Annotated in this window: 18 protein-coding genes; 17 read left to right on the plus strand and 1 reads right to left on the minus strand. The window is 49.5% G+C overall.

The window, feature by feature from the left end; all coding sequences use genetic code 11:
• Positions 1-270: 270 nt before the first annotated feature.
• The 15 genes from ssb to KHQ28_RS21880 all read left to right on the plus strand — a co-directional run bounded on the left by ssb (position 271) and on the right by KHQ28_RS21880 (position 10326).
• On the plus strand, positions 271-783 hold the full coding sequence (ssb, locus tag KHQ28_RS21810; RefSeq protein ID WP_004152654.1) for a single-stranded DNA-binding protein: 513 nt from the start codon (positions 271-273) through the stop codon (positions 781-783).
• Between the two features lie 47 nt (positions 784-830).
• Positions 831-1073 carry a DUF905 domain-containing protein gene (locus tag KHQ28_RS21815; RefSeq protein WP_004152655.1) on the plus strand — a complete coding sequence of 81 codons (243 nt, stop codon included), beginning with the start codon at positions 831-833 and terminating at the stop codon, positions 1071-1073.
• Positions 1074-1141: 68 nt separating this feature from the next.
• Positions 1142-3151 carry a ParB/RepB/Spo0J family partition protein gene (locus KHQ28_RS21820; RefSeq protein ID WP_004152656.1) on the plus strand — a complete coding sequence of 670 codons (2010 nt, stop codon included), beginning with the start codon at positions 1142-1144 and terminating at the stop codon, positions 3149-3151.
• A 45-nt stretch (positions 3152-3196) separates the two neighbouring features.
• Positions 3197-3628, plus strand: coding sequence for a conjugation system SOS inhibitor PsiB (gene psiB / locus KHQ28_RS21825; RefSeq protein WP_004152657.1), 432 nt, complete (start codon positions 3197-3199; stop codon positions 3626-3628).
• Entirely contained in the window at positions 3625-4347 is a 723-nt protein-coding gene (locus tag KHQ28_RS21830; RefSeq protein ID WP_022631512.1) for a plasmid SOS inhibition protein A, read from the plus strand. The genes psiB and KHQ28_RS21830 overlap by 4 nt, the downstream gene beginning before the upstream one ends.
• Before the next feature lie 3 nt (positions 4348-4350).
• Positions 4351-4674 (plus strand): hypothetical protein, encoded by a 324-nt coding sequence (locus KHQ28_RS21835; protein ID WP_004199367.1) that lies wholly within the window; start codon positions 4351-4353, stop codon positions 4672-4674.
• 110 nt (positions 4675-4784) lie between these two features.
• Entirely contained in the window at positions 4785-5144 is a 360-nt protein-coding gene (locus KHQ28_RS21840) for a hypothetical protein (protein WP_022631513.1), read from the plus strand.
• 47 nt (positions 5145-5191) lie between these two features.
• Positions 5192-5464, plus strand: coding sequence for a hypothetical protein (locus KHQ28_RS21845; protein ID WP_004152661.1), 273 nt, complete (start codon positions 5192-5194; stop codon positions 5462-5464).
• Positions 5461-5811, plus strand: coding sequence for a hypothetical protein (locus KHQ28_RS21850; protein WP_004153414.1), 351 nt, complete (start codon positions 5461-5463; stop codon positions 5809-5811). Before KHQ28_RS21845 ends, KHQ28_RS21850 begins: the two co-directional genes overlap by 4 nt.
• 629 nt (positions 5812-6440) lie before the next feature.
• Positions 6441-6794 (plus strand): hypothetical protein, encoded by a 354-nt coding sequence (locus KHQ28_RS21855; RefSeq protein WP_023179962.1) that lies wholly within the window; start codon positions 6441-6443, stop codon positions 6792-6794.
• A gap of 56 nt (positions 6795-6850) precedes the next feature.
• Positions 6851-7198: a hypothetical protein gene (locus KHQ28_RS21860; protein ID WP_004152749.1), complete on the plus strand. Its 348-nt coding sequence runs from the start codon at positions 6851-6853 to the stop codon at positions 7196-7198.
• Between the two features lie 94 nt (positions 7199-7292).
• Positions 7293-7439: a hypothetical protein gene (locus KHQ28_RS21865; RefSeq protein WP_004152750.1), complete on the plus strand. Its 147-nt coding sequence runs from the start codon at positions 7293-7295 to the stop codon at positions 7437-7439.
• A gap of 50 nt (positions 7440-7489) precedes the next feature.
• Positions 7490-8323 carry an N-6 DNA methylase gene (locus tag KHQ28_RS21870; protein WP_004152751.1) on the plus strand — a complete coding sequence of 278 codons (834 nt, stop codon included), beginning with the start codon at positions 7490-7492 and terminating at the stop codon, positions 8321-8323.
• Positions 8324-9142: 819 nt separating this feature from the next.
• On the plus strand, positions 9143-9964 hold the full coding sequence (locus tag KHQ28_RS21875; RefSeq protein ID WP_004152492.1) for a DUF932 domain-containing protein: 822 nt from the start codon (positions 9143-9145) through the stop codon (positions 9962-9964).
• 32 nt (positions 9965-9996) lie between these two features.
• On the plus strand, positions 9997-10326 hold the full coding sequence (locus KHQ28_RS21880; protein ID WP_011977736.1) for a DUF5983 family protein: 330 nt from the start codon (positions 9997-9999) through the stop codon (positions 10324-10326).
• A 32-nt stretch (positions 10327-10358) separates the two neighbouring features.
• Here the strand turns inward: KHQ28_RS21880 and KHQ28_RS21885 are convergent, their stop codons facing one another.
• On the minus strand, positions 10359-10844 hold the full coding sequence (locus KHQ28_RS21885) for a transglycosylase SLT domain-containing protein (RefSeq protein WP_022631514.1): 486 nt from the start codon (positions 10842-10844) through the stop codon (positions 10359-10361).
• 432 nt (positions 10845-11276) lie between these two features.
• On the opposite strand from KHQ28_RS21885, the gene traM reads away from it, so the two are divergent.
• Together traM and KHQ28_RS21895 are read left to right on the plus strand one after the other, a co-directional pair.
• Positions 11277-11666, plus strand: a complete 390-nt coding sequence (traM, locus tag KHQ28_RS21890) for a conjugal transfer relaxosome DNA-binding protein TraM (protein WP_004197733.1) — start codon at positions 11277-11279, stop codon at positions 11664-11666.
• Positions 11667-11904: 238 nt separating this feature from the next.
• Entirely contained in the window at positions 11905-12579 is a 675-nt protein-coding gene (locus tag KHQ28_RS21895; protein ID WP_004197737.1) for a hypothetical protein, read from the plus strand.
• Positions 12580-12641: the final 62 nt, after the last annotated feature.

The raw sequence follows: 12641 nt of genomic DNA on the forward strand, positions 1-12641 counted from the left end.
GTCCAGGGGACGGCAGGGCCTTTCGCAATAAATTTTTCCCGGCCATTCCGCTGCCGCTTCATTAGGCCGAAAAAAATTTCCCGCTCACCCCCGGACATCTGCACCGGGCCGTGCTCGTTTACGCCCTTGCGGCGAACGGCTCTCAAACGGGTGAAGGTTATATCCAGGGGGCAGGTTCAGCAGGTCCCCGCACAAAGTCAAAACCGCGGCCCCGGCAACTCAACGGGTGATGGTTTTAAAAGGCAAAACAACAGATTAAGGAGATTCATTATGGCAACACGTGGCGTCAATAAAGTCATTCTTGTCGGTTATCTCGGACAAGATCCCGAAGTTCGTTATCTGCCTTCCGGTGGCGCAGTGGCTAATTTCACCCTGGCCACGTCAGAAACATGGCGTGACAAACAGGATGGACAAATGCGCGAAAACACTGAATGGCACCGTGTTGTTGTGTTTGGAAAACTGGCCGAAGTGGCCGGGGAATATCTGCGTAAAGGTGCTCAGGTCTATATCGAAGGTCAGTTACGTAGCCGCAAGTGGACTGATCAATCTGGTCTGGAGAAGTACGTTACAGAAGTTGTGGTTAACGTTGGGGGCACCATGCAGATGCTGGGCGGCCGCCGTGAAAGTCAGCCTCAATCTGATCCGCAAACGCCACCTCCTGCCACCTCCGGTGCAGCGAAAGGGAAAGGTAAGGCTGCAGGTAAAAAATCTAACACTGCTCCGCAGCAACCACCTTCGCAGCCTGATCCGGGTCACGATTTTGACGATGAGATCCCCTTTTGATGACGCAGAAAAGCCTCTGATGCAGGGGCTTTTACAGGAGAAAAACCATGACAGACAACACGAACACATTACTTAAGTGCCTCGCCGATGGCTCGTTCACACGCGAACAAGCCACAGCGGTGGCAGAACAGTTTCAGAATGTCACCATTGAAGACGATCAGGGTACACATTTCCGGCTGGTTGTTCGTCGAGACGGTGAAATGATTTGGCGGGGGTGGAATTTTGAAAAAGGGGCCGCCTACTGGCTCAACCGCTACATCGAATTCTATGGCATCCGTAAAACGAAGTAATGAAGTAAGAAGGCGCCGGGTAGGGGGACTACCCGGCAGACAATCATTAATCCAGTGAGGTATCAATTATGTCCGTGACCGAGTCTAAAGCAAAAACATCTGTCAAAACCAGCAAAAAAAACGTCAAACCTGCCGAAGCAGCGGCTCTGAAAGAGGCGCTTGAAGCAGCACAGATTGAACTGGTGCCGCTGTCTGCGCTGATTAAATCGCCACTGAACGTTCGCACTATCCCGTACCCGGTTGAGAGTGTCCGGGAACTGGCTGAATCCATTGAGACCATTGGTCTGATTCAGAATCTGGTTGTGCATACTCTCCCGGAAGGTATGTCAGGGGTGGCTGCAGGTGGTCGGCGTCTTGCAGCCCTGCAGTTATTACTCACTGAAAACCGCATCGATGCCGGGTATCAGGTGATCGTTAAGCGGGTTAGTGACGAACTCGCGGTTGTGGCCTCAATGGTGGAAAACAACCAGCGTGTGGCCATGCATCCGGCAGAACAAATTGCCGGATTCCGCAAACTCTCCGAACAAGGGAAAAGCCCGGCGCAGATTGGTGACCAGTTGGGGTATGGAAGTCGCCACGTTCAGCGCATGCTGAAATTGGCTCATCTCGCCCCGGAAATCCTCGAACTGCTGGCAAACAATACCCTTGATGTGGAGCAGTGCCAGGCACTGAGTCTGGAAAGTGATCAGGCGCGTCAGGTGCAGGTATATGAACAGGTGAAAGCTGCTTACAGCACGGTTTCGGCACATCTCATCAAGCGGGTAATTACAGAAACGGAAATTTCCGTTACACATCCTCGCTTTGTCTTCATTGGTCGAGAAACCTACGAAGCAGCAGGTGGTGTGGTTCGTGAAGATTTATTTAGCCAGGAGGAGAATGACGGTACTGCAGATCGCGTGCTCGTAGACCGTCTGGTTATGGAAAAACTGGAGACTGCTGCACTGGCAATTGAACTGAACGAAGACTGGTCATGGTCAATAGGGCGGGAAAACCCACTGCAGAACTATGGTGAAGATCGTGAAAATTACCTTCTGCTTCCTGTGCCAGAACCGCAGTACACACCGGACGAACAGCAACGACTCGACGAGTTGTACGCTACACAGGCGGCAACGGAAACCTACGAGGATGAAGCCGCTATTCAGGTTCTGATCGACGAAATAGAAAGTCAGGCGGCACACCGTCAATGGACTGACGAACAGAAGGCAAGCTGTGGCGTAGTAGCCTGTCTTCATAATGGTGAGCTTTGCATTTTGCGCGGGATTCAGAAGAAGGTTAAAACGCCCGGGGAGGCGGATGCCGCTACGCAGGCGACCAGCCGTGATCTGCATGTGATCGACCGTAAAGAGCCGGATGCCGCAGAAGGGATCAGTCTGCCCTTACTCAAAAAAATGTCTTCCGAACGCACACTGGCTGTTCAGGCTGCCCTGGTACAACAGCCACAGAAAGCAGTGGCCCTGATGGTCTGGCGGCTGTGCTCCTGCGTATTTGAATACTGCCTTACCACCCGTCACCCCTTTGTAATGCGGATGGATGTTCATCACAGTGGGTTGGTCAGCGAAGCCCCGACCGGAAAAGACGGTCTGGCGTGGCAAACTCTTATGCAGGAGAAAAACCGTCTTGAAGGCCTGTTACCGCAAGGCTGGAAGAAGGACTTTTCCACATTTTTCACACTGGACGGTCAGACCTTGATGGCTCTGATGGCGTTCTGCACGGCCTGTTCCGTTGATGGGGTTCAGACCCGTGAGCATGGGCATACCAGCCGTAGCAACCTTGATGAGGTGGAGACGGCGATCGGATTCAATTTGCGTGACTGGTGGCAGCCCACTGCTGAAAACTTCCTCGGCCTGCTCAGTAAAAACCAGATAGTGGAGGCGTTACAGGAAGCTGGGCTGGATTCAGTCGCCGTCGAAGCGGCGAAGCTGAAAAAGGGAGATGCGGCGATCCTTGCAGAGCGTTCTCTGTCAGACACCCGCTGGGTACCAGGCTGGATGCAGCCACGGGATACGAAAAAATCGGGTTCGACAACGACGCCCGATACCGATGCTGATAACGAAGACAACACGGCTTGCGCCGCCTGATAACCAGAGCCGCCCCGTCAGGGGCGGCAGCAGGGAGACAATACTATGAAAACTGTGCTGAATCTTGATGTTCTGAAAACCATGTCTACCGAAGAACTGGAAGACTATCGTAACGCCGGTGAGGATTTTCGTCGTGAACTGAGCCATGCAGTCATGCGCGATTTAACGGTACCGGATGGCTGGGCAGTAAATGCGGAATACCGGGCCGAATTTGGGGGGTTCTTTCCTGTCCAGCTCCGGTTTAGCCCGTCTCATGACCATTTCGATGTAGCAGTATGCAGTCCGGGTGATCTCAGTCCTGTGTGGATAATCGTCTTTATTACCCGTGGAGGCCAGCCTTTCTCTGTCGTTTGCTCGATGGCCAGATATAACCCGGAACGGATTAACCATGCGCTGTCCCTTATCGCGCGCCTCGATGAGGACGGATATTCATTTGCCAGCATCATCAACACCCTGAAACAGGAGGGCGAACAATGATCCATTCATCCCGTTCCCTTGTTACCCTGCAACCTGCTCGACAGGCTGCACTGCAGGCCATCATGACTGTGGAAGATGCTCGCCAGCGCGGCGCTCGTCTGCCATCGATGCCACATGTGCGAACTTTTTTGCGCCTGCTGACGGGCAGCGGCCGCATTAACAACGAAGTGGCGCGACGCATTCCCGGCTTATATCGTGATCCAAAGGACCGACTCTCAAACCTGAAGCAGGTGGAAGAAGCGCTGGATGTATTGATTGCCAGCAATGGCGAGTATTGTCCTTTGCCATTGTCGCAGGATGTGCAGTCTGAACTGTTCCCGGAGGTGAGGCACGCCCGTGGAGAGCGGAGAACTCAGCGTCAGAACATCGCATTCACCCGCAAAATGCGGCGGGAAGCGCGGAAGGTTGAACAGTCATGGCTACTGCGCCAGAATTTGCTCGGGCAGGCTGTCACTGAGCTAAATTTCCAGTCGCCGGAAACGGTTAACAGCTGGTACCGCCGGTGGAGCGACGAGTTTGACGCGAGTGAGCTTGAACCGGCCTTCTGGCGTTGGCAGACGCGATTTACATCTCTCAGGGATCTTCGCTGGCTCCTTTGTGCTCATGCCCCCTTGTATGAGGTTATGCATGAAATCCGTTTCATCGTTCAGGAATCGGAAGAGGCCATCCTTGAGAGGGAGCGCTGGCTGGTACCAAACAAACTTATCTGCAGAGGATAATTGATGACATGGCGCTATTCGCTGCGCTGGAAGTTACCTTCTCCGTGTCCAGGAGTGGAGGTGCTCGCTTCGGAACAAGTTGAGGAAGGACAACCAGCGCCAGCATCAGTTATGGATTTGTGGGTGGCAGGGGCAGGGTATGCTGTGTGCCTGGATTTTTGTGGGGACAAGCCGATCCGTCGCTGGAGTGAAGAACAAAAAGCTGCAGCTCGCCGACGCAATCTGGCGAAAAGAGTATATCGTACCGCCCCACTGTTTGCTGATGAACTCATCGAAAGAGAACTGGAGGCTCGGCCTGATTATTTTAGCGGTAAAACAGTCCGTTAAATGATATTAAACTCAGCGAGATTTAAGGGTTATGTATCAAACGGCAATGGATTAATGAATTTAGATTGAAATAAGTTGGGTGTGCAGATTTTAAAGGAAAGCGAGGGATTATGATGAAGTTTATGGTGGTATTTATTTGTGTGATTTTAGTGCTTTATGGATTTTACGGGCTTACCGTGCGTGAATCGATAGTGTTTACATTTTTGGGGTTCAGCATTTCAGCTATTTTTGCTGCTTTTGCTGGAATGTGGATTATAGCTATGGCCGCAACAGTGTCTTTATTAGGTGGTTCTATGATGAACGCAAGGATAATTGCATGCCAGTTATTTGCCATAGCTATGTGGATGTTAATTATTGATGTTGCCGGAGTGACTGAATCAACGCAATTGTTAGCCGGCTTTTTTTTGTTGATTATGTATGACATCTGTCATACAGTTGATTGTGTAATGAACAGCAATTTTTCCACTTAACTCAGTGAGGCGAAGCGCAGTCGCGGGTGAGCCAAAGGAGAGCCAGCATGAACTTCACGATAAAATCCCGTAAAACCGGCGAAATTTTCAGTTTTTACGCACCCGAGAGTGGCGGTTATGTCCACCTGGAGTCCCCGGGACACTCTGGTAACACAGGTGCTCAGATTTGCCGTGGGGGAGGGTTTATGGGCAGTACGCTGTACTGTGACGCTTCTGAGGACGATCTGGCCAGTGTTGCCCGTAAATGGTATCGACAGTTCGTGAGGGAGCGGCGCAAATTCTTAATGATGTCGGGCCAGTATTCTGAGGATAACCAATGAAAAAAGAGATCTCCCGCAACCCCTCTTTCACGCCTTCGCCTAAGCTGCGAGCACATCTGAACTCCCACAGGGAAGGGGTGACTGAAAGGCTGAATAATATCTTTGATCGCTATGCGCATCTGGTTCGGGCCTGTGCCCTTCCTCTCGATGACGACGAAACACAGGTTCTGCTTAATGTGCTGAGTGGCTCCGTTGTGGAACCCGCCTTTATTGAATATCTGGCTCAGGAAATTCGGGACTCGGATGATTATCTGGAAGGGATACCCGCAGCTAAATCACTGTACGAAAAGTGTTACTCAGCGACCTATCCGCAATTGCTGGCCACCGTCGAACGCCTGGAACGTTAAGAAAGGCATAACAACACTGGACCCCTTCGGCTCCTGACCAGCAAAGCTGGCCAGTCGTCGAGCCACACTCCGCTAACCGCGAAAAGACGCGGTAAGCTCCGCCGAACCCGCAAAGCGGTTTCGGGCCTGACGGCTAGTGTCTGATGTCTGAAAGGTCAACGGCAGCGCTTGCTGCGACCGTCCCGGTCGCGCCGCTTTCACCGTGCCGGCGATAAAGCTGCCGGCACTCTGCGGGGCAACGCCGTTTCGCGCCCGCGCGTTCCGTCGTTGCGGCGGGTGCCTGCTCCTTTCCCCTGGTACCCGTATCACCCGTTTGAGTCCATTCGCCGGGGCTGAGACAAGCACAACCCGTCTTGCTGTCCAGGGGACGGCAGGGCCTTTCGCAATAAATTTTCCCCGGCCATTCCGCTGCCGCTTCATTAGGCCGAAAAAAATTTCCCGCTCACCCCCGGACATCTGCACCGGGCCGTGCTCGTTTACGCCCTTGCGGCGAACGGCTCTCAAACGGGTGAAGGTTATATCCAGGGGGCAGGTTCAGCAGGTCCCCGCACAAAGTCAAAACCGCGGCCCCGGCAACTCAACGGGTGATGGTTTTAAAAGACAGAAAAACAGACAGAGGAGAAAGTAGGATGAGCATACAAAACGTCAACGTAAAACCCTCCACCAAAGAAAGCACAACCCTCCGGACTGACTGTTTTGTGCGCAACATTCATTCCCGTAACCCTTTCGATGTGATCCGCGCTGATGTGGTGCTGGCTCGTATGGAAAAACAGGCAAGTCGTGGGTGTGGTTTGTACTACGAGATTTATGCGTCCCGTCTGTTGAGTATGGCTATGATTTACCTGGAAAAGCTGCCGCTGAAAGATCGTCCGGTATTCATTGGCGCGGCGGCTCAACGGGGTTACATGATGACGCTGGCGGAAGAAGAACGTGCTCATGATGAATGTGCCGACCTTATGAGCGAGCTGGCAGCTGATTACTGATGACCTAATCGGGTGGCGGTTTGGTACTGCCAACCCTTAACCTGAAGGAGAACCCCATGCACTTACTCCTCACCGAATCCTCAGCCCATCCGGGAATGCTGGCTACAGCAGAAGCAGAGCGCGAATACTGGTTGAGCCTGCAGAAAGCAGCGGTAAAAGCCCCCTCAGAAATCGACGTTCACACATTCCATGACGCGCTGGGCCTGATGTATCCGCTCAACTGGTCAACGAGTGAGAACGGCGAGTGGGAAACGTTCATGCTGCAGGAGATGGTTTGCGGTGACGTGACAGAGATCTATGCCCGCTACGGAGCCAGATATTTCCGGCTGCGGGATGTGTGTAACCTGAGCCATGCGCAGATCACAACGCGCATTAAGGAGGGATTTAACCTGACCGAAAAATGAAAAAAGCAGGCTTTCGCCTGCTCATTCCACGCCGGATGTGACACCCGCAAAAGTTTGCATCCGGCATACACAAAATAAACATGGAGATTAAACCATGAATTTCGACCCGCAAATCGTCGCACAGGCGAACGCGTTTGTAAATGCCCTTCGCAGTGGTCAGCGAGCCCGCGTTCCCGCTTTAAAGCTGGAGTACTGGCAGCAGTTCATGACCGCGGTTTACGCTGGCCTCGGCCTCGCGTGATGTGAAAAACGCCGCCCCCTGAAGGGGGCGGCATTACCGGAGAATGTTTCATGTCACAACTGAGTTTTGCCGATGTGTTCAATATGGCCAGAGAAGCCGCTGATAACAGCCCTGTCATTCAGGCAGGGCAGCAGATCGCGGAAATGGTGCCCACGGTTCAGCGTATGATGAGCGAGCAGTACAGCCGGAGCCGTTTTATCCGCGTATTTAAGGATACGGGCCGCCATCTGGGGCGCTGGGAAGTGTTCAGTGATTTTCTGTCGCTTGCCGCCAGCGAGCTGGATATGGCCCGGATACGAACGCCGGAGAGCATGGAGAACTGCCGGAAAATCTGCGCCCGGTACGGGGCCACCGACATCGCGAACATGCAGGAAATGTTCTGCCTGATGGTGTGTGCGCTGGAGGCGAAATTTCATGATTTCCTCGGCGCTATTTTTATGGAGCTGGAGCTGGGCGATAATTTTCGCGGGCAGTATTTTACCCCGTATTCAGTGCAGTGTCTGATGGCGCGGATGCTAATGCCAGGTGTCAGAGACACTATCCGCCGGGAAGGGATTGCCACAGTCAGCGATCCGGCGTGTGGGGCTGCCGGGATGCTGATCGCCTATGCAGAGTGCCTGCTTGAAGCCGATATCAACCCCTCAATGCACATGTTCGGCAGCTGCATTGACATCGATCCGGTAGCGGCAGATATGGCCTTCATCCAGCTGTCACTGCTGGGGATAGCGGCGGAAGTGGTGACGGGCAACACGCTCACGATGCAGTACCGGCGGGTGAGGTATACCCCGGTTTACTACCTGAATGCCTTTGAAAAGCGACTGGCAGATCTTCGCCGGTTCAGGGCCATGCGGGACTTTTTGCGCGGAATACAGGAGGCCGCGTAAATAACCGAAAGGGCAGGGGATCACCTGCCCGACTGCGCTAAAAGGCCGCGCGCCTGCGTCGCCGGGAAAACCGGGCCGCGCTCACGCGCCGCCCGTATTTCCTTTCCGCGTTTTCCCTGTTTGCTGCCCCCTGTCTTCCTGCTTTCTCTTCTTCTTTCTGCTGTGATGTCTCTTTTTAACCCTTAAAGGCTTTAAAAGCACACCCATACTGGACACCTTCGGCTCCCGGCCAGCTGCGCTGTCCGGTCGTCGAGCCACACTCCGCTAACCGCGAAAAGACGCGGTAAGCTCCGCCGAACCCGCAAAGCGGTTTCGGGCCTGACGGCTAGTGTCTGATGTCTGACGTCAAGGTCAACGGCAGCGCTTGCTGCGACCGTCCCGGTCGCGCCGCTTTCACCGTGCCGGCGAAGGACTGCCGGCACTCTGCGGGGCAACGCCGTTTCGCGCCCGCGCGTTCCGTCGTTGCGGCGGGTGCCTGCTCCTTTCCCCTGGTACCCGTATCACCCGTTTGAGTCCATTCGCCGGGGCTGAGACAAGCACAACCCGTCTTGCTGTCCAGGGGACGGTAGGGCCTTTCGCAATAAATTTTTCCCGGCCATTCCGCTGCCGCTTCATTAGGCCGAAAAAAATTTCCCGCTCACCCCCGGACATCTGCACCGGGCTGTGCTCGTTTACGCCCTTGCGGCGAACGGCTCTCAAACGGGTGAAGGTTATATCCAGGGGCAGGTTCAGCAGGTCCCCGCACAAAGTCAAAACCGCGGCCCCGGCAACTCAACGGGTGATGGTTTAAAAAATTCAGATCTAATTAAGGAGAAAAAAATGCGTTTAGCATCCCGATTTGGACTTACTCATTCCATTCGTCAGGAACGCCCACTGACTAACGATGAATTAGTCAAGGTTGTACCTTCTGTGTTTTCAGAAGAAAAGCATAATTCACGTAGTGATCGCTATACCTATATTCCAACCATTACACTGCTGGATAAATTACGTGAAGAAGGTTTCCAGCCATTTTTTGCCTGTCAGTCACGAGTAAGGGATGAGGATAAACGGGGGCATACTAAGCATATGGTAAGACTTCGCCGTGAAGGGGCCAATAAAGGAACAGAAGTACCCGAAATCATTCTTCTTAACTCGCATGATGGATCGTCCAGTTATCAAATGATCCCGGGTATGTTCCGTTTTGTATGCACAAATGGCCTTGTGTGCGGTACGTCGTTTGGTGAGATTCGTGTACCTCATAAAGGTGATATTGTGGGAAGGGTTATCGAAGGTGCTTACGAAGTTCTGGGAATTTTCGATAAAATAACTGAAGGCGTTGATGTCATGAAGTCTATTGCCTTAACCAAGGAAGAACAGCGTCTGTTTGGACAAGCTGCATTAACCTACCGATATGAAGATGAAAATAAATCTCCGGTCAGTATTGAACAGATAATTCATCCGCGCCGTTATGAAGATAAAAAAGATGACATCTGGACTACATATCAAAGGGTCCAGGAAAATCTGATTAAAGGCGGTTTGCCTGGCCGAACTGAAAAAGGGAAAAGAACAACAACCCGGCCAGTAAAAGCAATCGATGGTGATGTTAAACTCAATAAGGCATTGTGGTTAATTGCGGAGAAATTCCGCACTCTTAAAGGCTAATTATAAGCGCCGGGCAGCTGTCCGGCGTTTTGATGGTGGGAATACTTATGTTTGAATTTAAAGCTGTCTGTATCAGTATTTCACATATGGAAGAAGGTGATATCAGAGTTCTTCAGGTGCTTTCATCAACAACCAATTATCTAACTTGCGATAGTTACTTAGAGTGGATACATGATACACCTTATGGTTGTGTTATAAGGATGTATGATTTCAAACGCCATCTTCTGGCGCTAAAAAGAGGTGGGGTGTCAAAATTTTTACGCAAAAATCTCATACTAATGCACCGGGAGGGCGGGTATCTGCTTTTTCATTTTGATAGTGATGCCGATTATTATCCAGGTATAGATGCCGTAGATTTTTAAGAAATTCAAGCCTTCTTATATCAGAAGGTTTTTTAGTTCATGGCGATTTTCTGATCTTTAGAAGAAGTTCGTTTGCTTGCTTTGATAGCCGTGTAGTAGTAATGGATCTTCTTCGCATACTCGTAACGTCTTGCTGCCTGGCGCGGGGTCTTTTTGAAGCCTGCATTGTATGCCCCGACTGTATCCCACGAAACGCCCCACTTTTTAAACGCCTGAGCCAGATAATAGGCTCCGGTGTAGATGTTAAGACAAGCATCGCTAAGAAGATGATCCGGTTTTATTCCATATCGCGACAGTTCGTTGAAATGCTGCGAGTCAATTTGCATCAAGCCTGATCCATAACCCGTAACAGGATTACGCCCAATCGCATCAATTTTAAATCGTGATTCTTGCCATGATATAGCACGCAGGAGATCCGGATCAATTTTGTAATCCCTGCCAGCCATATCAAAGCAGTCTGCTGCCATTGATGACAATGGTATTAAAGACAGGATGATACCAAACGCTACTCCCTTCATGAATTCCCCTCCGTGCCAAATCCCGGAATAACCTTAACCCATCCAAGACCGAGACTCAACATATATGCACTCCTCACCACAAAATCACCACACACTACGCAAAATTAAAATTTTGCAGATTGGTATTTGGAAACAGTGAGTTATGAGGGGTTAAGTTATTTAATTTAATATAAGCTAATACATATATGAATTGGTGGTGATTCACTAGTGATTCATAAACAAGTCAATTGTAAATTGAGTGCGATTCATGATATTAAAATCAGGTGGTTGAGATGAATTGACTTGTAATTCAATTCGTGATGTGATTTGCTTAATGAATTACAAAATTAAAGCTTGGTTTATGATTCGATTCATGAATTGAATTGTTAGGAGTTCGATTGTTCTGGAATCTGAAAAATAAGTAAATGTTTTAATTTTAATAAGGAGAGCGAGATGGGTAAAGTGCAGGCCTACCCCAGTGATGAGGTGTGTGAGAAAATTAATGCGATTGTAGAAAAACGCAGAATGGAGGGGGCTAAAGATAAGGATGTCAGCTTTTCAAGTATATCGACAATGCTACTTGAGTTAGGCTTACGTGTTTATGAGGCTCAGATGGAACGTAAAGAGTCTGGTTTCAACCAGATGGCATTCAACAGAGCATTACTTGAAAGTGTTGTGAAAACACAATTTTCAGTGAATAAAATTCTGGGTATTGAGTGTCTGAGTCCTCATGTTAAAGATGATCCACGGTGGCAATGGAAGAGTATGGTTCTGAATATCCAGGAGGATGTTCAGGAAGCCATGCGAAATTTTTTTCCTGATGAAGATGCTGAGGGAGAGTAATTTAAGATTTTACGTAATAATGAAGCTGATAGTGTTAGTTTGCAGGAAATCATTCATTGTATATGTGATTATTCTAAGGATGGTTTAAAATTCAGTGTAAAGATCTGCTCATATTAGATGATTTTGTTGAGTGTAGGTTTTATAATTGGGATGTAGTTTAAAATTTAAAAAACATTGGTGTAGAGAGATGAGAGCTCTCTACACCAACTATCCATAGAAACCTTCTAAGGAGGCACCTATGTGTGCGATGGATCGTAGTCAAATCATGGTGTACAGTCAATCGGAAATCATCAATCATCTTGAGGATTTGCTTTCAATCTCATCAAGTCAATCCTTCGTACGCGATGCTCAAGGGGAGTTAATTTATTTGAGTCCTCCTTTTGAAAGAACTGTCCTGAATGGCAATGAATTAAACATATGGTTTTCATCTATCCCAGTTAATGTTCGGTTAGACTTGTTTAACGCCGAGCTGAATTCTTTATCAGGAATGGGACCATTTGTTTTTAAGAACGTTAAATCAATAGGTTGTTTGCTAACAATATTAATTGAATGCATCTCAGTCAATAATGTTAAATTTGTGCGATGGGTGTTTTTTTTAGAATCCACGAATTTTTTATCTTTGGGTGACGAATATTTTCGGGCCTCTGTGGAAATTGATGATATCTTTTGTATGAGAAAGAAAGTGGATTTAGATTTCTGGAAGGTATTTAATTTGTATGCATATGGGTTTACGATATCAAAAATTTGTAGCTCTACAAAATTGACTGAAGACAAGGTGAAGAAACTAATAAGGAAAATTAAAACTGATTGTTTTGTAAGTGACAGGGATTACTTAGGATTGTTGGTATTGAATACATTTAATTATTGTCAGCTTGCTTTTAATGTAATTAAGATTCTATCTGGTAAATGTTAATGTTATGTTAATTGCGCGCACTTTTAGTGCGCGCAATTGTGAAAATAATTTACTCAATATTC

It is taken from the genome of Klebsiella sp. 28 (assembly GCF_018223905.1).
GTDB lineage: Bacteria > Pseudomonadota > Gammaproteobacteria > Enterobacterales > Enterobacteriaceae > Klebsiella > Klebsiella pneumoniae.

Bases quoted from the DNA above. Each gene is read 5' to 3' on its own strand.
- psiB (WP_004152657.1), top strand. From the start codon at position 3,197: ATGAAAACTGTGCTGAATCTTGATGTTCTGAAAACCATGTCTACCGAA.
- KHQ28_RS21885 (WP_022631514.1), bottom strand. From the start codon at position 10,844: ATGAAGGGAGTAGCGTTTGGTATCATCCTGTCTTTAATACCATTGTCA.
- KHQ28_RS21860 (WP_004152749.1), top strand. From the start codon at position 6,851: ATGCACTTACTCCTCACCGAATCCTCAGCCCATCCGGGAATGCTGGCT.
- KHQ28_RS21895 (WP_004197737.1), top strand. From the start codon at position 11,905: ATGTGTGCGATGGATCGTAGTCAAATCATGGTGTACAGTCAATCGGAA.
- KHQ28_RS21855 (WP_023179962.1), top strand. From the start codon at position 6,441: ATGAGCATACAAAACGTCAACGTAAAACCCTCCACCAAAGAAAGCACA.
- KHQ28_RS21865 (WP_004152750.1), top strand. From the start codon at position 7,293: ATGAATTTCGACCCGCAAATCGTCGCACAGGCGAACGCGTTTGTAAAT.
- KHQ28_RS21820 (WP_004152656.1), top strand. From the start codon at position 1,142: ATGTCCGTGACCGAGTCTAAAGCAAAAACATCTGTCAAAACCAGCAAA.
- KHQ28_RS21850 (WP_004153414.1), top strand. From the start codon at position 5,461: ATGAAAAAAGAGATCTCCCGCAACCCCTCTTTCACGCCTTCGCCTAAG.
- KHQ28_RS21815 (WP_004152655.1), top strand. From the start codon at position 831: ATGACAGACAACACGAACACATTACTTAAGTGCCTCGCCGATGGCTCG.
- KHQ28_RS21845 (WP_004152661.1), top strand. From the start codon at position 5,192: ATGAACTTCACGATAAAATCCCGTAAAACCGGCGAAATTTTCAGTTTT.
- KHQ28_RS21875 (WP_004152492.1), top strand. From the start codon at position 9,143: ATGCGTTTAGCATCCCGATTTGGACTTACTCATTCCATTCGTCAGGAA.
- KHQ28_RS21840 (WP_022631513.1), top strand. From the start codon at position 4,785: ATGATGAAGTTTATGGTGGTATTTATTTGTGTGATTTTAGTGCTTTAT.
- KHQ28_RS21870 (WP_004152751.1), top strand. From the start codon at position 7,490: ATGTCACAACTGAGTTTTGCCGATGTGTTCAATATGGCCAGAGAAGCC.
- traM (WP_004197733.1), top strand. From the start codon at position 11,277: ATGGGTAAAGTGCAGGCCTACCCCAGTGATGAGGTGTGTGAGAAAATT.
- ssb (WP_004152654.1), top strand. From the start codon at position 271: ATGGCAACACGTGGCGTCAATAAAGTCATTCTTGTCGGTTATCTCGGA.
- KHQ28_RS21835 (WP_004199367.1), top strand. From the start codon at position 4,351: ATGACATGGCGCTATTCGCTGCGCTGGAAGTTACCTTCTCCGTGTCCA.
- KHQ28_RS21830 (WP_022631512.1), top strand. From the start codon at position 3,625: ATGATCCATTCATCCCGTTCCCTTGTTACCCTGCAACCTGCTCGACAG.
- KHQ28_RS21880 (WP_011977736.1), top strand. From the start codon at position 9,997: ATGGTGGGAATACTTATGTTTGAATTTAAAGCTGTCTGTATCAGTATT.